13 protein-coding genes, 1 tRNA gene and 1 pseudogene are annotated in these 22,967 nt (G+C 74.3%); 10 read left to right on the top strand and 5 right to left on the bottom strand.

Annotated features, from left to right (window positions below; genetic code table 11):
• Nucleotides 1-99: 99 nt before the first annotated feature.
• On the top strand, nt 100-1,410 hold the full coding sequence (locus tag ACGF13_RS30800) for a hypothetical protein (RefSeq protein ID WP_392881329.1): 1,311 nt from the start codon (nt 100-102) through the stop codon (nt 1,408-1,410).
• A 104-nt stretch (nt 1,411-1,514) separates the two neighbouring features.
• Here the strand turns inward: ACGF13_RS30800 and ACGF13_RS30795 are convergent, their stop codons facing one another.
• Entirely contained in the window at nt 1,515-2,057 is a 543-nt protein-coding gene (locus ACGF13_RS30795; RefSeq protein WP_392881326.1) for an NUDIX hydrolase, read from the bottom strand.
• Between the two features lie 124 nt (nt 2,058-2,181).
• Here ACGF13_RS30795 and ACGF13_RS30790 point away from each other — a divergent pair, with 124 nt between their 5' ends.
• Entirely contained in the window at nt 2,182-3,180 is a 999-nt protein-coding gene (locus ACGF13_RS30790) for an ATP-grasp domain-containing protein (protein ID WP_392881323.1), read from the top strand.
• A 115-nt stretch (nt 3,181-3,295) separates the two neighbouring features.
• On the opposite strand, the gene ACGF13_RS30785 is transcribed toward ACGF13_RS30790, so the two are convergent.
• Together ACGF13_RS30785 and ACGF13_RS30780 are read right to left on the bottom strand one after the other, a co-directional pair.
• Nucleotides 3,296-7,423 (bottom strand): ABC transporter transmembrane domain-containing protein, encoded by a 4,128-nt coding sequence (locus ACGF13_RS30785; RefSeq protein WP_392881321.1) that lies wholly within the window; start codon nt 7,421-7,423, stop codon nt 3,296-3,298.
• Nucleotides 7,424-7,861: 438 nt separating this feature from the next.
• Complete coding sequence (locus ACGF13_RS30780; RefSeq protein WP_392881318.1) at nt 7,862-8,542, bottom strand: TetR/AcrR family transcriptional regulator; 681 nt, start codon at nt 8,540-8,542, stop codon at nt 7,862-7,864.
• 132 nt (nt 8,543-8,674) lie between these two features.
• Between ACGF13_RS30780 and ACGF13_RS30775 the strand changes: the two genes are divergently transcribed.
• The 4 genes from ACGF13_RS30775 to ACGF13_RS30760 all read left to right on the top strand — a co-directional run bounded on the left by ACGF13_RS30775 (nt 8,675) and on the right by ACGF13_RS30760 (nt 15,152).
• The gene (locus tag ACGF13_RS30775) at nt 8,675-10,387 is read left to right on the top strand and encodes a carboxyl transferase domain-containing protein (RefSeq protein ID WP_392881316.1); all 1,713 of its coding nucleotides are present in this window, start codon (nt 8,675-8,677) and stop codon (nt 10,385-10,387) included.
• Between the two features lie 144 nt (nt 10,388-10,531).
• Nucleotides 10,532-12,790 (top strand): biotin carboxylase N-terminal domain-containing protein, encoded by a 2,259-nt coding sequence (locus tag ACGF13_RS30770; protein ID WP_392881314.1) that lies wholly within the window; start codon nt 10,532-10,534, stop codon nt 12,788-12,790.
• The gene (locus ACGF13_RS30765; protein ID WP_392881312.1) at nt 12,787-13,779 is read left to right on the top strand and encodes a hydroxymethylglutaryl-CoA lyase; all 993 of its coding nucleotides are present in this window, start codon (nt 12,787-12,789) and stop codon (nt 13,777-13,779) included. Before ACGF13_RS30770 ends, ACGF13_RS30765 begins: the two co-directional genes overlap by 4 nt.
• Nucleotides 13,780-13,961: 182 nt before the next feature.
• A complete protein-coding gene (locus ACGF13_RS30760) occupies nt 13,962-15,152 on the top strand; it encodes an acyl-CoA dehydrogenase family protein (RefSeq protein ID WP_392881310.1) in 1,191 nt (396 codons plus the stop codon).
• Between the two features lie 167 nt (nt 15,153-15,319).
• Here the strand turns inward: ACGF13_RS30760 and ACGF13_RS30755 are convergent, their stop codons facing one another.
• Complete coding sequence (locus ACGF13_RS30755; RefSeq protein ID WP_392881387.1) at nt 15,320-15,847, bottom strand: universal stress protein; 528 nt, start codon at nt 15,845-15,847, stop codon at nt 15,320-15,322.
• Between the two features lie 1,099 nt (nt 15,848-16,946).
• Between ACGF13_RS30755 and ACGF13_RS30750 the strand changes: the two genes are divergently transcribed.
• On the top strand, nt 16,947-18,050 hold the full coding sequence (locus ACGF13_RS30750) for an HAD-IA family hydrolase (protein ID WP_392881308.1): 1,104 nt from the start codon (nt 16,947-16,949) through the stop codon (nt 18,048-18,050).
• 232 nt (nt 18,051-18,282) lie between these two features.
• On the opposite strand, the gene ACGF13_RS30745 is transcribed toward ACGF13_RS30750, so the two are convergent.
• The gene (locus ACGF13_RS30745) at nt 18,283-19,089 is read right to left on the bottom strand and encodes a GNAT family N-acetyltransferase (protein ID WP_392881306.1); all 807 of its coding nucleotides are present in this window, start codon (nt 19,087-19,089) and stop codon (nt 18,283-18,285) included.
• A 1,043-nt stretch (nt 19,090-20,132) separates the two neighbouring features.
• Here ACGF13_RS30745 and ACGF13_RS30740 point away from each other — a divergent pair.
• From ACGF13_RS30740 to ACGF13_RS30730, 3 genes and pseudogenes are all read left to right on the top strand, one after another.
• Nucleotides 20,133-21,138, top strand: a pseudogene (locus ACGF13_RS30740) (helix-turn-helix domain-containing protein); the annotation flags it as partial.
• Between the two features lie 886 nt (nt 21,139-22,024).
• The gene (orn, locus tag ACGF13_RS30735; RefSeq protein ID WP_392881303.1) at nt 22,025-22,627 is read left to right on the top strand and encodes an oligoribonuclease; all 603 of its coding nucleotides are present in this window, start codon (nt 22,025-22,027) and stop codon (nt 22,625-22,627) included.
• Nucleotides 22,628-22,850: 223 nt separating this feature from the next.
• A tRNA-His gene (locus tag ACGF13_RS30730) sits at nt 22,851-22,926 on the top strand.
• Nucleotides 22,927-22,967: the final 41 nt, after the last annotated feature.

Below are 22,967 nucleotides of genomic sequence, written 5' to 3'. Positions count from 1 at the left end.
CATCCCACGGTGGTATCGCGCACACCATCGGGTTCGACGCTTGGAGCTGATCGCGCCGTGCGGGAGGATCGTCGGAACCGTTCCCCGAAGGGCCCGCCGATGACCTCGCTCCACACCACCGCAACCGACCCGTCCCTGCCCGGCGCGCCCGGGGACAGCGCCGGGTCCTCGCCTCCACCCGCCGAGACCGGCCCGCCCGCCGCGGCCGTTCCGATGTGCTCGATCGCGACCGCCGCCGAGCCCGGTGCGGCCGCGTCCGGAGTCCCGGTGGGTGTGGTGGGTGCGGTGGGTTCGATGGGTGCGCCGCGCCAGGGCGGCACAGCGTGGCAGGACACGGTGCGCCATGACACGGTGCCGCGGCCGCGCAGCCGGAGCGACGCGGAGGCGCCGCCCGTTCCGCGGGCGGTCGGCCCGGAGGACCACGGCCCTCCGACCGGCGGCGACCCGACCACGGCACGGCTGCGGGCGGCGTTCGCCGACCGGCTGCGGGCCGCGCACGCCCGGGGGCGTTCCGTCGCCGAGCTGGCGGACGCGTGCCGCCGACCGGTCGCCGAGATCTGGGCCCTGCTCGGCGCGGATGCCGGCGCGCAGGGCGACGCCGATGTTCAGGCCGGGAACGGTCCGGCCGCGCCCGACTTCTCCGGGGGCATCGCTGCCGCAGCACCCGACACCCTCGATGGGCCGGACCGGGGCGGGGCCGACGCCGGGTTCGTCCGGCAGCTGCCCGCCGCCGCACCGTCGGACGTCAGCCGCTCCGGGGCGGCGCCGCGCCCGGTGCGCGAAGAGCCGCGGATCCTGGGCTACCGGCGGCCCTCGCCCTCACGGCGACTGCGCCGGATGCACCCGCAGGCCGCCCAGAACGGACAGGGGGCGACCGCACGGGAGACGGCCGCGTCCGGCCCGACCGGGGCGGGCCTGCCGGGCGCCGCCGGCCGGGCGGGCGAACGCGCCGGTGCGGAGGAACTCGCGGCGCAGGGGCCGTCGTTCGGGGCCGGCCAGGACGCCCTCGGCTTCGCTGCGGTCGACGCCGTCACCGCCGCCGGCCCCGGCACCGGGACCTCGTGGAGCAACCCTCCGCTCGGCATCCTGATCGGCGGCAGCCCCGGACCGGCCGAGCCCCTCGGCCGACCGGAGGAGCGCGCACCGGTGCGGGTGGCGGCCCGGCCGATCAAGGTCGGCCGCGGCACCTGTCTGGTGGTGCTGCCCTCCTGGCGGCCCGCCATCGCCGTCTCGGTGCCGACCGAACAGCTGCTGTCCGCGACCGGGCTCGGCTCCGAGCAGCTGGTCGGCGCCCGGCTGACGGTGCTGATGAACCCCGCCGCGCTGCACGACCGGGAGCTGGAACTGCACGGGTGGGAGCCCGCTCCGGCCGGCCCGGCCGGGCGGACCCGACGCGGCGGGCGCGCGTAGCCGCTCCGCCGGGCGCCGTTCGGCGCCGGGGCCGGCGGACCGATGGGCCCAGCGGTTCAGCGGGCCAACGGGCCGGCGGTTCAGCGGGTCAGCAGTTCAGCGGTCTAGCGGGCCTGACGGGTGGCCGGAGCGTTCGGGACGTACCCGAGGTCGACGGGCACCGGCGGTCGCCCGTCCACGACCCAGCCCGTACGGACAGCGTCCAGCAGTTCCGGCAGCGCGGGCGGCCAGAGCGCGTCGGCGTTCTCGTCGGCGAGGTCCGCCGGGGTCCACCAGCGCCAGTCCAGGATCCGGTCGACGGCGTGCACCTCGCTGACGTCGCCGACCGGGCCGCGGTGCGGTCCGCCGGTGAGATAGATGTGCTCGTGCTGGCGGACCGGGGTACCGTGCCAGGTGAAGTCGTGCTCCCATGTGCAGAGCAGCGGGCCGGGTTCGAGATCGCTCCAGCCCGTCTCCTCCCACAGCTCGCGCCGGGCGCCCTCCCACGGTGTCTCGCCCGGCTCCAGTCCGCCGCCCGGCATGGTCCAGTGCACGCCGACCTCGTCGTTGTCCGAACGGAGCAGGAAGACCGAGCCGTTCCCGTCCAGGACCACCGTGCGGGCGGCCTGCCTCGGCCTGCGTTTGCGGGATCGCAGCAGATTTCGCATCGGGTCACTCTCGCAGCGGCCGCCCGGGGCGTCGAGGGGATTCGGCACTCCGGTCGGGGTGCTCGGGCCGGCCGGTCCGTCGTGGCGGGCGCGGGATCAGCCCGCCGGCCGTACCCTGACGGCCATGCCCGTACCCGCGATCATCTTCCCCGCCGATCCGCTCAACCCGCGCCGGCCCGACCCGCACTTCGCCTGGGAGGCCAGGATGCTGCGGGAGTTGGGCGGCGAGCACCACCTGGTCGACCACGACGGGCTGCTCGCCGGACGGGCCGACGAGGCCGTCCGGCGGGTGCCGCGGGACAGCGGACCGCTCTGGTACCGGGGTTGGATGCTGCCCTCCGCCCGGTACGCCGACTTCGCCGCCGCGCTCACCGCCCGCGGCGGCAACCTGCTGACCAGCGCGCCCGGGTACGCGGCCGCCCACGAACTGCCCGGCTGGTACGGCGTGTTCGAGGGTGCGACGCCGGCCAGTGCGTGGATCCCGTCCGACGGGGCGGTGCCGCCCGGGCCGGCGGAGCTGGCGGAGGCCGCGGCCCGGCTCGGCGGGCACGGACCGGCGATCGTCAAGGACTACGTGAAGTCGCGCAAGCACGAGTGGCTCGAGGCCTGCTACGTGCCGGAGTTGGCCGACCTGACGGCGGTCGGCCGGGTGGTGGAGCGGTTCGTCGAGCTGCAGGGCGAGTTCCTGGCGGGCGGTGTGGTGCTGCGACGGTACGAGGAGTTCGAGGGCGCGGGCGTCCCGGCGGAGGGACCGGCCGGTACGAGTGACGCGGCCGCGAGGCGCGGCGCGGCCGGCGCCGTCGGCCCCATCGGGCCGGAGCACACGGACGGCGGCGCACCGGAGAGCGGTGGGCGCGCTGTGGAGGCCCGGGTGTGGTGGCTGGACGGCCGGCCCGTCCTGGTCGGGCCGCACCCGGACGCCCCGCGCCGGGCCGTCGAGCCCGATCTCACCGACGTCCCGGCGCTGGTCCGCAGACTCGGCTGCCGCTTCGTCACCACCGACCTCGCCAGCCGGGCGGACGGCTCCGGCTGGCGCGTGGTCGAGGTCGGGGACGGGCAGGTGAGCGAACTGCCGCGCGGGATCGATGCCTCGGGGCTGCTGGCCTCGCTGATCGCCGCCTGACGGACCTCGTGTGAGGATCCGCCAGACGGCGTGCGGGTAGGGCGCGGCCCCGGTGCGGGGCAGCCCCGGGTGCGGAACGGACCCGGGGGCGCAGCTGCCCCTGGTCGCAGCGGCCCTACATGGCGGCGACGGTCTCGACCGCCGGGTGGCCGTCGGCGATGAACGCCTGCCAGAGCCGGGAGTAGGTTCCGCCCCGGGCGAGCAGTTCGGTGTGCGTGCCGTCCTCGACCACCCGGCCGTGGTCCAGCACGACCACCCGGTCCGCGCGCTCGGCGGTGGTCAGACGGTGGGCGATGACCAGGGTGGTCCGGCCGCCGCTGAGCCGGTCGGCGGCCTGGTTGACCGCCGCCTCGGTGGCCAGGTCGAGCGCCGCGGTGGCCTCGTCGAGCAGCAGGATGTCCGGGTCGACCAGCTCGGCCCGGGCCAGCGCGATCAGCTGGCGCTGGCCCGCCGAGAGGTTCCGCCCGCGACCGGCCACCTCGTGGTCGTAGCCGCCCGAGAGTCGGACGATCATGTCGTGGGCGCCGACCGCCCGGGCCGCCGACTCCACCTCGGCCGCCGAGGCGTCCGGCCGACCGTAGGCGATCGCCTCGCGGACCGTACCCGCGAACAGGTACGCCTCCTGCGGCACCACGCCCAGGCGGTGGCGGTACTGCGCCAGGTCGTAGCGAGTGAGGTCGACCCCGTCCACCCGGACGGTGCCCTCCGTCGCGTCGTAGAACCGGGCGACCAGCTTCACCAGCGTCGACTTGCCGGCGCCGGTCTCGCCGACCAGCGCCACCGTCTGCCCGGCTGGGATGTGCAGGTCCACTCCGCTCAGCACGGTCGGGGCGCCGTCCGCGCCGCCGTTGTAGGCGAAGCCGACGCCCTCGAAGGAGATCTCGCCGCGCAGGCCCTTGGCCACCGGGACCGGGTCGGCCGCCTCGGCGGTGGTGGTCGGGGTGCGCAGCAGCTCGCGGATCCGGCCGAGGCCCACCGAGGCCTGCTGGTACCCGTCGAACACCTGGGACAGCTGGTTGACCGGCGCGAAGAACAGGTCGATGTAGAGCAGGTACGCGACCAGCGCACCGACCGTCAGGGTCCCCGCGTCGACCCGGGCCGCGCCGACGATCAGCACCAGCGCGGCGGCCACGCTGGAGAGGAACTGGACGAACGGGAAGTACAGCGAGATGTAGAGCTGGGCCCGGACCCGGGCCTCGCGGTAGGCGATGCCGCGGGCCACGAAGCGGTCGGTGTTGGTGTCCAGACGACGGAAGGCCTGGACGATCCGCATGCCGGCCACGTTCTCCTGGAGGTCGGCGTTGACCGTACCGATCAGGTCGCGGGAGCGCTCGTACTGGTCCTTGGACTTCTTGCGGAACACCAGGGTGGCGATCACCAGCAGCGGCAGGACGGCGAAGACCACCAGGGCCAGGCCAGCGTCGATGATCAGCAGGGCGGCGAAGATCCCGGCGAAGGTCAGCAGGCTGACCACGGCGGTGACCATGCCGGTCTGGAGGAAGGAGGTCAGCGAGTCCAGGTCGGTGGTCATCCGGGTCATGATCCGGCCGGTCAGCTCGCGCTCGTAGTAGTCCAGGCCCAGCCGGTTGAGGTGGGCGAAGATCTTGAGCCGGAGCGTGTAGAGGACGCGCTCGCCGGTGCGGCCGCTGACCCGGTTCTCGGCGCCCTGCACCACCCAGTCCAGGAGGACCACGACGAGTGCGGCGAGCGCGGCCACCGCGACGCCGGACATCAGGCCCTTGCGGACGCCCTCGTCGATGCCGTGCCGGATCAGCACCGGCAGCACCAGTCCGGCCGCCGCGTCCAGGGCGACCAGCAGCAGGGCGATGAGCAGCGGGACGCGGAAGGGGCGCAGCAGGCGACGCAGGGTGAAGTCGGGATCCCCGGCCTCGGCCTCGGCGCGGGGGACGGCCGGGGTGTCGGAGGCGGGCGGGAGGGCGGCGACCTTCTCCAGCAGGTCGGGGTCGGCGGTGCGGGCGGCCTTGGCCAGGGCCGGGGTGGGGAGCGCTGGGGTGGGGAGGGCAGAGGTCTCGGGGGCGGAGGTCTCGAGGATGGACCGGGGCCCGGTTCCGGGGGTGTCGCCGGTGGGGGCGCCATCGGTGGCCGGCTGACCTGCCGGCTGCCCCGGGGCTTCGTCGGGTGCCTGATCGGGGGCCTGATCGAGGGTGGACTCGGGGGTGGACTCAGGAGTGGAGTCGGGCGTGGACCGCCGGGTGTCGCGACCGGCCTCGGGGTCGGTGATCAGGGCCCGGTACTGGGGACATCGGGCCTCGAGCTCCTCGTGCGTTCCGAGGTCCAGCAGCCGGCCGCGTTCCAGCACGGCGATCCGGTCCGCGAGCTGGAGGCTCGAACGGCGGTGGGCGATCAGCAGCGTGGTGCGGCCGGTCATCACCGAGCGCAGCGCGTCGTGGATCTCCGCCTCGATCTGCGGGTCCACCGCCGAGGTGGCGTCGTCCAGCAGCAGGATCCGGGGGTCGGTGAGGATCGCCCGGGCCAGTGCGATGCGCTGGCGCTGGCCGCCGGAGAGGGTCAGCCCCTGCTCGCCGACCCTGGTGTCGTAGCCGTCCGGCAGCGCGCGGACGAACTCGTCGGCCTGGGCGGCGCGGGCGGCGGCGACCACCTGCTCGTCCGTGGCGTCCGGGCGGCCGTAGGCGATGTTGGTGCGGACCGACTCGGAGAAGAGGAAGCTCTCCTCGGGGACGATGCCGACCGTCGCACGGACCGAGTCCAGGGTGAGGTCGCGCAGGTCGTGGCCGTACAGGCGGACGGTGCCGGCGGCCGGGTCGTAGAAGCGGGGCACCAGCTGGGCCACCGTCGACTTGCCGGAGCCGGAGGCGCCGACCAGCGCGAGGGTCTCGCCGGGGGCCAGCTTCAGGCTGAGGCCGTGCAGGACGGGGGAGGGGTGCTCGGGGTCGTAGCGGAACTCGACCCGGTCGAACTCCAGGGCGACGTCGGGGGTCCGCGCACCGACGGTGGGGGTTCCGGAGGTGGTTCCAGAGGTGGTTCCAGAGGTGGTTCCGGCGGCGGTGCCGTGCGGGATCTCGCCGTGCGCGAGGTCCAGGGTGCGGGCGTCCGGGCGCTCCTGGACCAGCGGGCGCTCGTCGATCAGCTGCAGGACGCGCTCGACGCCGGCCCGGGCCTGCTGGCCGACGGTGATGACCATGGTCAGCATCCGCACCGGACCGGTCATCTGGGCGACGTAGGTGGAGAAGGCGACGAAGGTGCCGAGCGTGACGCTCCCGTCCACGGCCAGCCAGCCGCCGAAGGCCAGGACGCCGACCTGGGCGAGCGCCGGGATCGCCTGCATCGCCGGGTTGTAGCGGGCGTTCAACCGGATCGAACGGAGCCGGGCCGCGAAGAGGTTGCGGGAGGCCGCCTCCAGCTTGTCGAGCTCCTGCGCCTCCTGGCCGAAGCCCTTGACCACGCGGACGCCGCCGATCGCGCCGTCCACCACGCCGGCGACGGCGGCCGCCTCCTGCTGGGCGGCCCAGGTGGAGGGGAAGAGGCGCTTGCGGCTGAGCACCGAGACCCACCACAGCGCCGGGCCCATGACCAGGGCGATCAGGGTGAGCGGCGGGGACAGCCAGAGCATCACGACCAGCGACATGACGAACATCAGCAGATAGCCGGTCATCATCGGCAACATCGAGAGCAGGCCGTTGACCAGTTGGAGGTCCGAGGTCGCGCGCCCGACCACCTGGCCGGTGTCCAACCGGTCCTGGCGGTGGCCGTCGAGCCGGCCGAGCGAGCGGAACAGGTCGCTGCGCAGGTCGTGCTGGACGTCGACCGCGAGCTGGCCGCCGTAGTAGCGGCGGACCTGGGTGCAGCCGAAGACCACGAGGGCGGCGAGCAGCAGCACCACCGCCCAGGGGGCCAGCGATCTGGTGTGGGCGACTATGACGTCGTCGATGATCAGCTTGGTGACCAGCGGCACCAGCGCGGTGACGGCCATGCCGAGGAGCGAGGCGCCGAAGGCGAGCAGCAGGCTGCGGCGGGAGCGCCAGCTGTAGCCGACCAGACGGCGCAGCCAGCCGGCCGGCTCGGCGCCCTCGGCGGGCCCGGTGCTCCCGGCGGGCTCGATGCTCTCGGTGCGCTCGGCCTTTTCGGTGCGCTCGGTGTTCTCAGTGGGCCCGGTGTTCTCGACGCCGGCCTGCGGGCCGTCGACGGGGACCTCCGGGGTCGAGCCGGGGGCTGGGGGGCCGCTCGGGGATTGCTCCGCCGTGGATCCGTGAGTCTCAGGCATATTTAGAGATGCTAACCATTTCGTCGGGTGGCCGCCATGACGTTTCCGGCCCGGGTGGGTTCGGGGCGGGCCGGGGCAGCCCGGATCGTCCGGTCCGGCGGACTGGCCAACAGCCCGCGGCCTGCGGTGATTCCCGATCGAACACCCGCCCGGCCCGCTCTCTCCCGGCCGTCTCCAGCATCGCCGACGGCCTTCGCGGCGCCCAGCGGCCAGGGGTGGGTGGACGCCGTCCTTTGGGACTAGGCCTCGGGACGGGCAGCCGTCGAGGCCTTCACCGGCGAAACCTTTACTCCCCGACCATTCTCCGCCGAACCCTTCACCGCCCGGCCGTCCCCCACCTGGCCGCCACCCGAAGGGCGCGGAGGCGTTGGCGCGACCGGGCAGGGCGCAGCCGGAAAGGGGGCGACCCGGGCGGGGGCGTTCTCTGGGGCACGGAGCTCAGGCTCCCGCGGGCCCCGCGGCTGCCGTGGCCGCCGTGACTGTCGCGGCGGCGGCCGACTCCGCCGCCGCCGCGAACGCGCCGTGAGCGAGGGTGTGGAGCAGGGCCGCCATGCCGTCGCGCTGGAGGGCGGTGCGCTCACCCTGGTCGGGGTTCGAGCCGAGGCTGTGCGGGGTCGAGTTGATCAGGCCGAAGACGGCGTGCACGGCGGCCCGCGCCACCGGCTCGGCGGCAGGGTCGGCCAGCGGCGGGTAGGCCTGCCGGACCACCTCCACCCACAGCTCGACGTAGCCGCGCTGGAGCCGGCGGACGGTACGCCGGTCCTCCTCCTTGAGGTTCAGCAGCTCACGGTCGTGGAGGGTGATCAGGTCGCGGTCGTCCAGGGCGAAGTCGACGTGGCCGCCGATCAGCGCGTCCAGCGTGGCAGCCGGGCCTTCGCCGCGGCCGGCCCGCCGGCGCCCCTCGTCCAGCAGGCGCTCGCTGATGCCGATCAGCAGGTCCGCGAGCATCGCGTCCTTGCCGGCGAAGTGGCGGTAGAGCCCGGGGCCGCTAATTCCGACCGCCTTGCCGATCTCGTCCACGCCCACGCCGAGGAAGCCCCGCGCGGCGAACAGCCTCGCGGCCTCCCGGCGGATCTGGTCACGGCGGCTGAGCGCGGAGGCGGCGGGGACGTTCGGCATACCGCCCATCGTAGACAGTCGGGTTATCGGCCGTTAACCTGGCTGCGTAAGTTAACGTTAATTAACGTGGCGATCACAGGCGGACCGCACCCGGCTGCCCACCTGGTGCCGAGGGCAAGGGAGCTCTTGGGAATGGTCATCTCAACCGTCGGCACAACCGCCGGCGTCCGGCTCAGCGCAGCGACCGGCACGGCGGCGGCACCCGGTGCCGCGCCGTCCGCAGCCGCCGCACCGGCGCCCCGGCTCGGCAGCTCCGCCGACCCGGGTTCCGAGGCCTACCGCGCCAACACCGAGGCGCACCGGGCCCTGGTCGCCGAGCTGCGCGCGAAGCTCGACGCGGCCGCCCTGGGCGGCGGTGCCAAGGCCCGCGCCCGGCACACCACCCGCGGCAAGCTGCTGCCCCGCGACCGGGTGGACACCCTGCTCGACCCGGCCTCCCCCTTCCTGGAGCTGGCCCCGCTGGCCGCCGACGGGATGTACGACGGTGCGGCGCCCGCGGCCGGCGTGATCGCCGGCATCGGCCGGGTGGCCGGGCGCGAGGTGGTGGTGGTCGCCAACGACGCCACCGTCAAGGGCGGCACCTACTACCCGATGACGGTGAAGAAGCACCTGCGCGCCCAGGAGGTCGCGCTGGAGAACCGGCTGCCCTGCGTCTACCTGGTGGACTCCGGCGGCGCCTTCCTCCCGATGCAGGACGAGGTCTTCCCGGACCGCGACCACTTCGGCCGGATCTTCTACAACCAGGCCAGGCTCTCCGCCGCGGGCATCCCGCAGATCGCCGCCGTGCTCGGCTCGTGCACGGCCGGCGGCGCGTACGTCCCGGCGATGAGCGACCAGGCCGTGATCGTCCGCAACCAGGGCACGATCTTCCTGGGCGGCCCGCCGCTGGTGAAGGCCGCCACCGGCGAGGTGGTCACCGCCGAGGAACTGGGCGGTGGCGAGCTGCACTCCCGCACCTCGGGCGTGACGGACCACCTGGCCGAGGACGACGCCCATGCCCTCTCCATCGTCCGCACGATCGTCGCCGGGCTCGGCCCGCGCGAGACCAAGCCGTGGCCGCTGACCCCGGTCGAGCCGCCGGCCGTCGACCCGGCGGGCCTGTACGGGGCCGTGCCGGTCGACCCGCGCACGCCCTACGACGTGCGCGAGGTGATCGCCCGTCTGGTGGACGGCAGCCGGTTCGCCGAGTTCAAGGCCGAGTACGGCTCGACCCTGGTCACCGGCTTCGCCCGGATCCACGGCCACCCGGTCGGCATCGTCGCCAACAACGGCGTCCTGTTCTCCGAGTCGGCCCTCAAGGGCGCCCACTTCATCGAGTTGTGCGACCAGCGCGGCATCCCCCTCCTCTTCCTCCAGAACATCACCGGGTTCATGGTCGGCCGGCAGTACGAGGCGGGTGGCATCGCCAAGCACGGCGCCAAGATGGTCAACGCCGTCGCCTGCACCCGTGTCCCGAAGCTGACCGTGGTGATCGGCGGCTCGTACGGAGCCGGCAACTACTCGATGTGCGGCCGGGCCTACTCACCTCGCTTCCTGTGGATGTGGCCGGGCGCCAAGATCTCCGTGATGGGCGGCGAACAGGCGGCCTCTGTCCTCGCCACCGTCCGCCGCGACCAGCTGGAGGCGCACGGCGAGCAGTGGCCGACCGAGGCGGAGGAGGAGTTCAAGCGCCCCGTCCGCGAGCAGTACGAGCGCCAGGGCAACGCCTACTACGCCACCGCCCGGCTCTGGGACGACGGTGTGATCGACCCGATGGACACCCGCACCGTCGTCGGACTCGCGCTCACCGCCTGCGCCAACGCCCCGTTGGCGCCGCCCGCTCCCTACGGCGTCTTCCGCATGTGATCCGTCCTCGTGTCACCCCTGCGTCCGTGACCCCTCCCTTCCGGGCGTGACTCCCTGCGGCGCCGGCCCACTTGGGCCGGCGCCCCGATCGCCCATCCGCCACCTCCTTCGTACGGCTCCCCTCGACCCGGAGGAACGCCTCCCATGTTCGACACAGTTCTGGTCGCCAACCGCGGCGAGATCGCCCTCCGGGTGATCCGCACCCTGCGGCGGCTCGGCGTCCGCTCGGTCGCCGTGTTCAGCGACGCGGACGCCGACGCGCCGCACGTCCGCGAGGCCGACGTCGCGGTCCGGCTCGGCCCGTCCGGCCGCAGCGACAGCTCGGCGACCGAGACCTATCTGCGGACCGACCAGATCCTCGCCGCCGCCCGCCGCACCGGCGCCCAGGCCGTCCACCCCGGCTATGGCTTCCTCGCCGAGAACCCCGGCTTCGCCCGCGCCTGCGCCGACGCGGGCCTCGTCTTCATCGGACCACCTCCCGGTGCGGTCGAGTTGATGGGCGACAAGATCAACGCCAAGGAGGCCGTCCGGGCCGCCGGCGTGCCGGTGGTCCCCGGCAGCCAGGCCACCGCTCCCACCGACGAGGATCTCGTCGCCGCCGCCGACGAGATCGGCTACCCGGTACTGCTCAAGCCGTCCGCCGGCGGTGGCGGCAAGGGCATGCGCCTCGTGCGGGACAGCGCCGACCTGCCCACCGAGATCGCCGCGGCCCGCCGGGTCGCCCGCACCGCCTTCGGCGACGACACCCTGCTGCTGGAGCGCTGGGTCGACCGGCCGCGCCACATCGAGGTGCAGGTGCTCGCCGACGCCCACGGCACCACCGTCCACCTCGGCGAGCGCGAGTGCAGCCTCCAGCGCCGCCACCAGAAACTGATCGAAGAGGCTCCCTCCGTTCTGCTCAATGCCGAGACCCGCGCCGCGATGGGCGCCGCGGCCGTCCGCGCCGCGGAGTCCTGCGGCTACACCGGCGCCGGCACCGTGGAGTTCATCGTCCCCGGCATCGACCCGGACGCCCCCGCCTCCCCCGCCGAGGGGGTGCGGGACTTCTTCTTCATGGAGATGAACACCCGTCTCCAGGTGGAACACCCCGTCACCGAGCTCGCCGTCGCGGTCGGCGCGGACGCCGACCGCCTCGACCTGGTCGAATGGCAGGTGCGCGTCGCCGCCGGCGAAGCACTCACCTTCACCCAGTCCGACATCTCCTTCCTGGGCCACGCCATCGAGGCCCGCATCTGCGCCGAGGACCCGGAACGGGACTTCCTGCCCACCGGCGGCCGCATCCTCACCCTGGACGAGCCCCGGGGCGAGGGCATCCGCGTCGACTCCGGGGTGGCCCCCGGAACCGTCGTCACCAGCGCCTACGACCCCATGCTCGCCAAGGTCATCGCGTACGGGCCCGACCGCCCGACCGCGCTGCGCCGGCTCCGCGCGGCACTGGCCGACACCCGCATCCTGGGCGTCACCACCAACACCGGCTTCCTGCGCCGACTGCTCGCACACCCCGAGGTCGCCGCCGGTCGGCTGGACACCGGCCTGGTGGAGCGGACGGCCCAGGAGCAGCCGGCCCTGCTCGCCGCGCCGTACTCCCCCGCGAACGCGACCACCTCTGACGCGCCCGCGGCGGACGAACCGCCGTCGCCCGCTCACCTCCTCTACTACGCGGCCGCGCTGGCACGGCACCTGGAACTCACTCCGCCCGCCGATCCCAGCGGCTGGACCGACCCGTTCTCCCTTCCCTCCGGCTGGCGCCTGGGCGGCACCCCCGCCTGGACCACCCACCGACTCCGTACCCCCGGCCAGGATCCGGTGTCGGTGCGCATCCGTTCGATCACTGCGGGCAACGTAGCCGATGCCACTGACAATTCCGGTGGGCCCGCCCGCGAACTGGAGCTCCGGCTCGACGAGGGCCCCGCGCACCGCGCCCGCGCGGCCCTGGCCGGCGACCGGCTGCACCTGACCGTCGACGGCCTCCGGACCACGTTCTCGCTGGCCACCGACGCCACCCCCGGCCTCGCCGCCGGACCGGTGACCTGGCTCGGTGTCGAGGGCGACGCCTGGCCGCTGCACGCCTACGACCCGGTCGTCGAGAGCGCCGCCGGGGCCGGCGCGCACCACGGCGCCCTGACCGCCCCGATGCCCGGCACCGTCACCGTCGTCAAGACCACGGTGGGCGAGACGGTCCGCAAGGGACAGCCCCTGCTCGTGCTGGAGGCCATGAAGATGGAACACGTGATCGCCGCGCCGCACGACGGCGTGGTGGCCGAACTGCGGGCTTCCGCCGGCGCCACCGTCGCGATGGAGGACCTGCTGGTCGTGGTCACCCCGGCCGAGGACGCGGCCGGCGAGGACGGCCCCGCTGTGCCGACCGCCGCACCCGCCGAGCCCGCGGAGGTCCGGTCGTGACGGCCCCCGTCCCCGCCCGCGAGCCCGACGCCCTCGACCTGGGCCTGCCCGACCCGGTCCGCGCCCCCGGCCTGCCCGAGGAGGTCCGGGTCCACGAGGTCGGGCCGCGCGACGGCCTGCAGAACGAGAAGTCCCTGGTGCCGGTCGAGGTCAAGGCCGAGTTCATCGCCCGGCTCGCGGCCGCCGGGCTGCGGACCGTCGAGGCCACCAGCTTCGTTCACCCGAAATGGGTACCGCAGCTGGCCGACGCCGAGGAGCTGGTCCCCCGGCTCGCCGGCCTGCCGGAGCGTCACCCCGGCCTGCGGCTGCCGGTGCTGGTGCCCAACGAGCGCGGTCTGGACCGTGCGCTCGCCCACCACACCACCGACGTCGCGGTGTTCGCCAGCGCCACCGAGACCTTCGCCCGCCGCAACCTCAACCGCTCGGCGGACGAGGCCATGGAGATGTTCCGCCCGGTCGTGGCCCGGGCCACCGAGGCCGGGGTCGCGGTCCGCGGCTACCTCTCGATGTGCTTCGGCGACCCGTGGGAGGGCCCCGTCCCGGTCGAGCAGGTGGTCCGGTACGGCGTGCAGCTGCTGGAACTGGGCTGCGCGGAGCTGAGCCTCGGCGACACCATCGGGGTGGCCACCCCGGGCCAGGTCACCGCCCTGCTGGCGGGTTTCGCGCGGGCCGGCGTCCCGGTCGAGCGGCTCGCCGTGCACTTCCACGACACCTACGGCCAGGCGCTCAGCAACACCCTGGCGGCGCTGCGCGAGGGCGTCACCACGGTGGACGCCTCGGCGGGCGGCCTGGGCGGCTGCCCGTACGCGAAGAGCGCCACCGGCAACCTGGCCACCGAGGACCTGGTCTGGATGCTGCACGGGCTCGGCGTCCGGACCGGCGTCGACCTGCGCTCCCTCGTCGCGACCAGCGGCTGGATGGCGGATCGCCTCGGTCGCCCGAGCCCGTCCCGCACCGTCCAGGCGCTGCTCGGCTCCTCCGGGAGCTGACCCGCCCGCTCCCTCCCCGGCGCCGGCCGGCCGCCCGCACCGTCCGGCCGGCGCCGCGCACCACCCCGCATCGCTCGACACCAATCCCTCAGTCACACCGTTCGTCCGTCATACCGTCCGACGGACGCCGGTCATCCCGCTCACGTCCGCGGCCGACCCGGCCGGGCGCCAGGAGGATCACCATGCTCGACCACAGGCTCAGCAGCGAGTACGAGGAACTGCGGCGCACCGTCGCGGAGTTCGCCCAGGACGTGGTGGCGCCGAAGATCGGCGGGTTCTACGAGCGGGAGGAGTTCCCGTACGAGATCGTCCGCGAGATGGGGCGGATGGGGCTCTTCGGCCTGCCCTTCCCGGAGGAGTACGGCGGCATGGGCGGCGACTACTTCGCCCTCGGCCTCGCCCTGGAGGAACTCGCCCGCGTCGACTCCTCGGTGGCGATCACCCTGGAGGCCGCCGTCTCGCTCGGCGCGATGCCGATCTACCGGTTCGGCACCGAGGAGCAGAAGCGCGAGTGGCTGCCCCGGCTGACCTCGGGCGAACTCCTCGGCGCCTTCGGCCTCACCGAGCCGGAGGGCGGTTCGGACGCGGGGGCCACCCGGACCACGGCGCGGTACGACGAGGCCACCGACGAGTGGGTCATCAACGGGACCAAGTGCTTCATCACCAACTCCGGCACCGACATCACCGGCCTCGTCACCGTCACCGCGCTCACCGAACCGATCGCTCGTTCGAGTGAAGAGGGCGAATTCCGCTCGCCTGTACGGGAGATCTCCTCCATCATCGTGCCCACCGGGACCCCCGGCTTCCAGGTCTCGAAGAAGTACTCGAAGGTCGGGTGGAACGCATCCGACACCCGCGAACTGTCCTTTACCGACTGCCGCGTTCCCGCGGCCAACCTGCTGGGCGAGCGTGGCCGAGGCTACGCCCAGTTCCTGCGGATCCTCGACGAGGGCCGCATCGCGATCGCGGCCCTGGCCACCGGCCTGGCCCAGGGCTGCGTCGACGAGTCCGTGAAGTACGCCGGCGAGCGCCGGGCCTTCGGCCGGCCGATCGGCGCCAACCAGGCCATCCAGTTCAAGCTTGCCGACATGGAGCTGCGCGCCCACACCTCCCGCCTGGCCTGGCGGGACGCCGCTTCCCGGCTGCTGCACGGCGAACCGTTCAAGAAGGAGGCCGCGATCGCGAAGCTGTACTCGTCCGAGGCCGCCGTCGACAACGCCCGCGAGGCGACCCAGATCCACGGCGGGTACGGCTTCATGAACGAATTCCCGGTCGCCCGGTTCTGGCGCGACTGCAAGATCCTGGAGATCGGGGAGGGCACGTCCGAAGTCCAGCGCATGCTCATCGCCCGGGAGCTCGGCATCGGTTCGTGACGACCATGTCCTGATGGTCGCCTCCTGAGCCGCGCCACGTCACGCCCACCGGGCCGGCACGCCAGTCAACGTGCTGCCCCCCGACGAGAGTTGGGGAGCAGCGCGGCGGAGGAGGCATCAGGAGGAGACCTCACGGAGGCTTCGGGAGAAGCCACAGGCACAAGGCCTCAGGGGATCACGATCACCGGGCGGTTGGCCCGCCGCGCCAGCCGTCCGGAGACCGAGCCGAAGATCTTGCCGAGCAGGCCGTGCGTCGTGCCGACGACGATCGCGTCGGCGGCGTACTCGCGGCCGACCTCCTCGATCTCGTGACAGATGTCCCCTCCGCGCTCGACCAGGATCCACGGCACGCCGGTGAGGAAGTCCGCGCAGGCGAGCTCCAGACCCAGGACCTCCGTCCGGTGGTCGGGGAGGTCGACGAAGACGGGCGGCTCGCAGCCTGCCCAGACCGTGGCGGGCAGGCGGTTGGCGACGTGCACGATCACCAGGCCGCACTGCGAGCGGCGCGCCATGCCGACGGCGTAGGCAAGGGCGCGCTCGCTCGACAGCGAGCCGTCGAAGCCGACCACCACGCCGTGCTGGAACACCGGGTCGAGAGACGGCGCCGGGGCGTCCTGCCCGGTCGGCTCGGCGTGCCCGCCCAGCGGGCCGACCGCACCGGAGGCCGCTTCCGGGCGCTCGGCGCCCGGACCCATGCGGCCCGTCACCGGAGCCCCCGCGGGGTCGGCCGGGGGCTCGCCACGCCGCTGGCGGGGCCCTGGGCGGTCGCGCCGGGCCAGGCTGCCCCGACGGGTGAGGCCGCGCAGAGCGCGAGCGAAGCCCGGAACGCCGTCGCGGCCGTCGTGCCCGGGGCCGGGATCTCCTGGCTCCGCCGACTGTGCCGCGTCGGCCGACCGGGCCACACGGGCCGTTCCGGCCGCCTCGGCGCCTTCGGCGGCGTCGGGCCGCTCGCGTGCGGTCCGTACGCCCGAGGCACCCTCCGAAGCCTCGGCACGGGCCTCGGCCCGTCCGTCGGCATCGCTGTCGGCGCCGTCGGTGTGGTCACTGCGGTCACTGTGGTCGCTGCCTTCACCGCAGTCGCCGCGGTCGCCGCCGAGGCGTTCACCGCGGTGCTCGCGCTGGTGTTCACGGTGGTCGTCACTGCGCCGGCCGGCAGGAACCCCGGCCCGCCCGTCGGAGCGATCGGAACGATCGAGGGCAGGACCGCCTTCCGGGCCCGCACTGCGGGACGTGTCCGGTTCAACCGGTCGGGGAGGCTCAAAACCAGCCATGGCTCACGGCTCTTCGATGGAGAGGGGCCGACAGGAGAGGAGAACAACGCTGCCCGGGCAGCAGGCCCGCCCACGGGATGACGTCGGTCTGCGCCGCGCAGCACCGTATGTGACCTGTTCCTTTCAGAGTACGACGGGCCTGGGGCCCCGCCCAGCGAGGAAGCCACCGAGCGACGTTGTTCCCGCGAAAGGGGGATGCGCCCGCCCTGGCGGTGCGCCCCGTCCACAGGCGATCGCGCCCCCTCCGGAAAGCCGGAAAGGAGGTTCCCAGGAGCTTGACGGACCGGACCGGACGGCGCAACAGCCCCACGGGACACCGTGACCGGACTGTCATGGATCGGCGACGATCCGTTGCCACCGATCGCGAACCGTGACGTCCGACCTGCCCCAACAGGCCCAACCGCCGCGTGCGCCACCACCCGCCACGGAGGTGCGGAGGCCGTTTCAGCCACTCCGTACGGCTTCGGGACGCCGACTGGCATTTGCCACGTGCATAGGCACGGCCGCTGGCACCATGCTTGGCATGCCCCTGCTCCTGTTCGACCTCGACAACACCCTGCTGCCCCGGGACGCCGCCTACCGGGCCTGGGCAGAGGACTTCCTGTCCGAACACGGCCTCCCCCCGGGCGACCTCGACTGGTTCGTCACCCTCGACGGGGGCGGTTACGTTCCGCGCAGCACCGTACTGTCGGCGGTTCGGCGCCGCTACGGGCTGGACGTCACCGCCGACTTCCTGATTGCCCACTATCGACGCGGCATCAACTCCCACATCCACTGCCCGCCCCGGCACATCGAGGCGCTGCGGGCCGCCCGGGCGGCCGGGTGGACGCTCGGGATCGTCAGCAACGGCGGCACCCGGCCGCAGTTGGAGAAGATCCGACGGACCGGGCTGGGCCCGCTGGTCGACGGCTGGGTCATCTCGGAGGAGGCCGACTGCGTCAAACCGGACCCGCTGATCTTCGAGATGGCCGCCCAGCGGTGCGGCATCGCCCCCACCGGGGACTGGGCCGAGCACACCTGGATGATCGGGGACCACGCACCCGCCGACATCGCCGGCGCCGAACTGACCGGGCTGCGCAGCGTCTGGCTGCACCACGGTCGGCCGTGGGCGGAGAGCGGCTACCGGCCGACGCTGAAGGCGGCCGGCCTGCCGGAGGCCGTCGGCCAGGTCCTCGCCGCACGGAACGCGCCCTCGCCCCGGCCGGACGTCCACTCCGACCGGCGGCTCCGGAAGGCCGCGGCGGGAGTGCCGGTACGCGCGACGGCGCCGGTCGGCGCGCGGTCCGGCGCACGTTCCCCGCTGGCCGCCCCGGAGGGCCCGAGCACATCCGTTCCCGCAACAACCGGGACGCTCGGCGAACCCGTCTCCGCAGGCCGGCCCGGTGTCCGAAACCGATCCGGCGGGTTTGCCGTGATCGCCGGGGCCGGCTCCGGCTCCGGGGCGGGCTCCGGAACGAGGGCAGGCGGCGGCCCCGGTCCGGCCCCGGACGCCCTCCGCCCCGCACCCACAACAGCACCGACACCCGCAGCCGCACCCGCAGCCGCGCCGGCCACCGCACCGGCCGTCGTGGCGACCACGGCCGCGTCCACGACCGCTCCCCCTGCCGCCGTGGCGGCCGGCCAGTAGCGCCCCTGCCCCACCCCTCAACACCCCTACCGCGCCTACCGCCTACCACCCACCGCGGTCCGGCTCCGGGCACCCCTACTGCAGCGCGACTGCTGCGCCCCGACCCCGTGCCGCCGCCACCCCACGCGGCCACCAACCGCCAGCCGCCACCCACCGCGCGCCGGCAGTCAGCCGTCCGCCCACCCCACCGGCCTCGGCTCCCCGCCGGCCCCGGCTACCCCACGGACCCCCGCTACTCCGCCGCCCCCACCGACGTACGGGTCCACCAGCAGGTACGGGCCACCTCGACGAAGCCGAGCTTGCGGTAGAGCGGTTCGCCGAGCGAGGTGGCGACCAGGGTGGCCGGACGGTCCGGGTGCGCGTGGGCCAGGGCGGTCCGGAGAACGGCGCGGGCCGCTCCCCGGCCGCGTCGGTCGGGCAGCGTGGCGACCCAGTACACGCCAGTGGCCCGGCCGTCGTCGTAGGTGAGGCAGGTGCCCGCCACCGCGCCGTCGACGCGGCCCAGCCAGCCCCGCCAGCCGGGCACGTCCAGCAGCCGTTCCGGGAGGGCTTCGCCCCGGACCCAGGGCTGTCGGGCGGGCAGCGGGAAGCCTTCCACGATCGTCCGCTCGACCATCGCGAAGCTGTCGCCGTCCCGTGCCTCATCGACCGTCAGGACGCCGCCCCCGTGCGCCTCCGAGACCACGGGCAGGGCGGTGGTCGCGCCCTCGACCGGCCCCGGGTCCCGGACCATCACCGGCATGATCGGCATCCTCGCGGCCCCGAGGCCGGAGAGGTCGAGCCCGCCGTACGGGTCCTCCACGGTGCAGCGTATGGTCGACCACTCGGCCATCAGGTCCGCCAACTCCTGCTCCAGGGCTGCCGGTTCCTCGTAGGGGCGGGTCACCACGATGCGGTGCGCGTCGTCCGGGGTCCGGGCGCACCGGACGGCGGTCAGCCCCGGGCGGGTGCGGGATCGCCAGCCGTGGACGCGGGCTTGGGCGAGCCAGAAGGCGGCGGCGTTGTCGTTGGCCCGTTCGAGCCGGCTGCTGGTGTTCACGGCAGGACCGTAACGCGGCGGTCCGGTTCCCGGTTCTGCCGTGCCGGGCTTGGCCGGATGAAGCCTGGGAGGCGCACGACTTCTCCACGTGCGCCCCCTCGTGCACCGCCGATTTTCGGTCAATTTCGCGTCGGTCCCTCCCGCTTGGGCAAATCCGCAGTCCAGACCTACCGGCCGGGCGCACCGGAGCCGGACGCCCCAGGAAGCGCCCCGCGACAACCAGCCACCGTTGCCCCGGCCCTCTTCCCAGAAAGGTCGACGGGTGCCACGCTTCGTGATCGAATGCATCACGCCAAATTGCCATGTCGACATAGCGTCGGATGGTGAACTTGTCACAACGGCAATGGTCCACCCGATAGATTTCGATCTTGGCTAGCAGTGCCGCACCACCCACACCACACCACCGAGGGGGCTTGAGCGCCTTGAGCAGGGTGAGCAGGAGCGACGCGGGTCCTGACAGCGGCCAGGCGGCAGCCGGCGGCGCGGGTCGGCCCGCGAGAAGCACCGGCACCGCCGCGATCGCCACCACCCGCACCTCCGGCACCCCGGGCGCCGCCTCGCACTCCTCGTACTCCGCGGTGCCCTCCCCCGGGACGGGCGCGGGCGTCGGCCCCGGTGCGCCCCCGGCCGCCTCCGACCACGGCACGGCGACGCCCTACGGCGGCCAGTCCCCCTACGGAGGCCAGCCGGCCTACGGCGGGCACCCGACCTTCGGCGGACAGCCCTTCGGCGGACAGCCCGTCAGCCGAGGCGCCGTCAACCCCGGGCAGCCCTATGGCGGCGAGCACCCGGGCCATTCCAGCCACCCCGGGCACCCGGGGCACGCCACCCATCCCGGCCATTCCGGCCACCCGGGCTACGGCGGACACCTCGCCCACCCCGGTCATTCCGGCCACCCCGGCTACGGCGGTGCCCCGGGCCCGAACGGCTCCCCCGTCGCCGCCCCCGGCCCGCTCGGCGGTCTCGCGCTCGGCTCCGGCACGGGCCACGGCCACGGCCCGCTGAGCCACGGCGGGCCCGGCGCGAACGGCTCCCCGACCCCGGTGACGTCCTCCGCGCCCCGCAAGCTGTCCGGCCGGCGCCGTCGGGAGACCGTCGCGGTGCTGATCTTCGGCGGCGCCCCGATCTTCGAGAGCTCCATCCCGCTCTCCGTGTTCGGCGTGGACCGCCAGGACGCCGGAGTGCCCCGCTACCGCCTGCTGGTCTGCGCCGGGGAGGACGGCCCGCTGGCCACCACCGGCGGCCTGACCCTCTCCGCGCCGTACGGCCTGGAGGCGCTCGCCCGGGCCGGCACGATCGTCGTACCGGCCTGGCGCTCGATCTCCCAGCCCCCGCCGGTCGAGGCGATCACCGCCCTGCGCAAGGCCCACCACGAAGGCGCCCGGATCATCGGGCTCTGCACCGGCGCCTTCGTCCTGGCCGCCGCTGGCCTGCTCGACGGCCGCCCGGCGACCACCCACTGGATGTACGCGCCGACGCTGGCCAAGCGCTACCCGCGGGTCCACGTCGACCCGCGCGAGCTGTTCGTCGACGACGGCGACGTGCTCACCTCGGCCGGCACCGCCGCCGGCATCGACCTGTGCCTGCACGTGGTGCGCAGCGACCACGGCGCCGAGGCGGCCAACGCGCTGGCCCGCCGCCTGGTGGTGCCGAGCCGCCGCGGCGGTGGAGGACAGGCCCAGTACATCGATCAGTCTTTACCGGAGGAGATCGGCAACGACCCGCTGGCCGAGGTGGTCACCTGGGCGCTGGAGAACCTCAACCAGCAGTTCGACGTCGAGGTGCTGGCGGCTCGCGCGTACATGAGCCGGCGCACCTTCGACCGGCGGTTCCGCACGCTCACCGGCAGCGCGCCGCTCCAGTGGCTGATCACCCAGCGGGTGCTCCAGGCCCAGCGGCTGCTGGAGACCTCGGAACTGTCGGTGGACGACGTCGCGCGCCGTTGCGGGTTCCGTTCGCCGGTGGCACTGCGCGGGCACTTCCGCCGCCAGCTCGGGGTCTCCCCGGCCGCGTACCGGACCAGCTACCGGGCCCGCCGTCCCGGCCAGCAGCCGCCCGCGCCGAACGGTGCGCTCGGCGACCTGCGGCTGCCCGGAGCGCTGCCGCACCCGGCGGGCGCGGTCGCGCCGGCGGGCGGGCCGCTGTTCGGCGGGGCGCACGGTGTGCCGTCGGCGCAGCCGTTCCCGACCGGTCCGGGGGTGCCGGCAACGGTCGGCCCGCACGGGCAGCCGGTGCCGCACGGTCAGCACGGGCAACACGGTCAGCAGGTCGGACACGGCCAGCCGGGAGGACACGGACAGCCCGGCGGGTTCGGTCCGGGCCAGGTCGGGACGCCGACCGGCCAGGCCTTCCACGCCCGCGCCGGTCAGCCGTACCCGCACCAGCAGGCCGCGCAGCAGTCGCACCCCGGGCAGCAGGGTGCGGCCGGGCGCGGTCCGCTGCGGCCGCCGGTGGTTCCGCCGCAGGCCGGACCGGGAGCGGGGGCGGGGACCGGACGTCCGCCGCGCACCGCGGAGCACGCGGCGGCGGAGGACGGCCTCCCGCAGCCGGGGGTGCGCGGCCAGGGCCAGGGGCACCGGAGCGCGGCCGAGCGGCCCTCGGACGAGCCGGGTGCGGCCGGGCGCGGTCACGGCGCGGCCGGCGGCCGGCTACCGGCCCCGACCGGGCAGCCGGGTGCCGGCCAGGGTGACCTCCGCGGTCGCCAGGCCCGGGCTCCGCAGGTCCGCGGTCAGGTCGGCCGGCCCGCGGCCGAGGGCGCCCGGGCGGCGCGCGAGGTTCGGACCGGGCGGGACGGCCACGCCGTCCGGACCGGCCGGGAGGGCGAGCACCCGGACGGGCTCGGCACGCACGACGGGCCGGAGGAGCACCAGACCGAGGCACCCCGCTCGGCTCCACCGGTCCCCGCGGCGCGTGATCGCGCCGTAGGGTGAGTTGTGTGAATGACCGTTTGGTATGGATCGACTGTGAAATGACCGGCCTCGACCTCGACCAGGACGCCCTGGTCGAGGTCGCGGTGCTGGTGACGGACTCCGAGCTGAACATCCTCGGCGAGGGTGTGGACGTCATCATCCGGCCGCCGGCGGAGGCGCTGGCGAACATGCCCGAGGTGGTGCGCGGGATGCACACCGCGTCCGGGCTGCTGGAGGAGCTGGAGCAGGGCGTGACCCTGGCCGAGGCCGAGGCGCGGGTGCTCGCCTACGTGCGCGAGCACGTGCCGGAGGCCGGGAAGACCCCGCTGTGCGGCAACTCGGTGGCCACCGACCGCGGCTTCCTGGCCCGGGACATGCCCGCCCTGGAGAAGCACCTGCACTACCGGATCGTGGACGTCTCCTCGATCAAGGAGCTGGCCCGCCGCTGGTACCCGAAGGCGTACTACAACAGCCCGCAGAAGGGCGGGAACCACCGGGCGCTCGCCGACATCCGGGAGAGCATCGACGAACTGCGGTACTACCGCGAGGCGGTGTTCGTCCCACAGCCCGGTCCGGACGCCGACACCGCGCGGGCGATCGCCGGGAAGTACCAGGCCCCGGCGAGCTGAGCCCCGGGCCGCCCGGCGGGCCGTCGGCGGCAACGCCCCGGACCTGCCCGGCGGCAGCGCCCCGGACGTGCCCGCCGGAACCCCCGTCGGAACCCCTGCCGGAGGACCGGAGAGGGTGCCCGCGTTCGCCGGGACGAAACCCTGGCGCGAGCACCCTCTCGGATCCTGTAGAGTTCTTCCTGTCGGAACGGGAACGCGAGAGCGGGAACGGACCGGACAGATGGTGGGTGTAGCTCAGTTGGTAGAGCACCTGGTTGTGGTCCAGGTGGCCGCGGGTTCGAGTCCCGTCACTCACCCCAGAGCCTGAGGGGCCGATCTCTTCAAGAGATCGGCCCCTCAG

It is taken from the genome of Kitasatospora sp. NPDC048286, assembly GCF_043201735.1.
Lineage (GTDB): Bacteria > Actinomycetota > Actinomycetes > Streptomycetales > Streptomycetaceae > Kitasatospora.
Note: the sequence above shows the minus strand (reverse complement) of the source record. Positions and strands in the feature narration are given on the sequence as shown.

What these genes read in the sequence shown, in the direction of transcription:
- ACGF13_RS30800 (WP_392881329.1), top strand. Translation starts at nt 100, where the DNA reads ATGACCTCGCTCCACACCACCGCAACCGACCCGTCCCTGCCCGGCGCG.
- ACGF13_RS30795 (WP_392881326.1), bottom strand. Translation starts at nt 2,057, where the DNA reads ATGCGAAATCTGCTGCGATCCCGCAAACGCAGGCCGAGGCAGGCCGCC.
- ACGF13_RS30790 (WP_392881323.1), top strand. Translation starts at nt 2,182, where the DNA reads ATGCCCGTACCCGCGATCATCTTCCCCGCCGATCCGCTCAACCCGCGC.
- ACGF13_RS30785 (WP_392881321.1), bottom strand. Translation starts at nt 7,423, where the DNA reads ATGCCTGAGACTCACGGATCCACGGCGGAGCAATCCCCGAGCGGCCCC.
- ACGF13_RS30780 (WP_392881318.1), bottom strand. Translation starts at nt 8,542, where the DNA reads ATGCCGAACGTCCCCGCCGCCTCCGCGCTCAGCCGCCGTGACCAGATC.
- ACGF13_RS30775 (WP_392881316.1), top strand. Translation starts at nt 8,675, where the DNA reads ATGGTCATCTCAACCGTCGGCACAACCGCCGGCGTCCGGCTCAGCGCA.
- ACGF13_RS30770 (WP_392881314.1), top strand. Translation starts at nt 10,532, where the DNA reads ATGTTCGACACAGTTCTGGTCGCCAACCGCGGCGAGATCGCCCTCCGG.
- ACGF13_RS30760 (WP_392881310.1), top strand. Translation starts at nt 13,962, where the DNA reads ATGCTCGACCACAGGCTCAGCAGCGAGTACGAGGAACTGCGGCGCACC.
- ACGF13_RS30755 (WP_392881387.1), bottom strand. Translation starts at nt 15,847, where the DNA reads ATGGGTCCGGGCGCCGAGCGCCCGGAAGCGGCCTCCGGTGCGGTCGGC.
- ACGF13_RS30750 (WP_392881308.1), top strand. Translation starts at nt 16,947, where the DNA reads ATGCCCCTGCTCCTGTTCGACCTCGACAACACCCTGCTGCCCCGGGAC.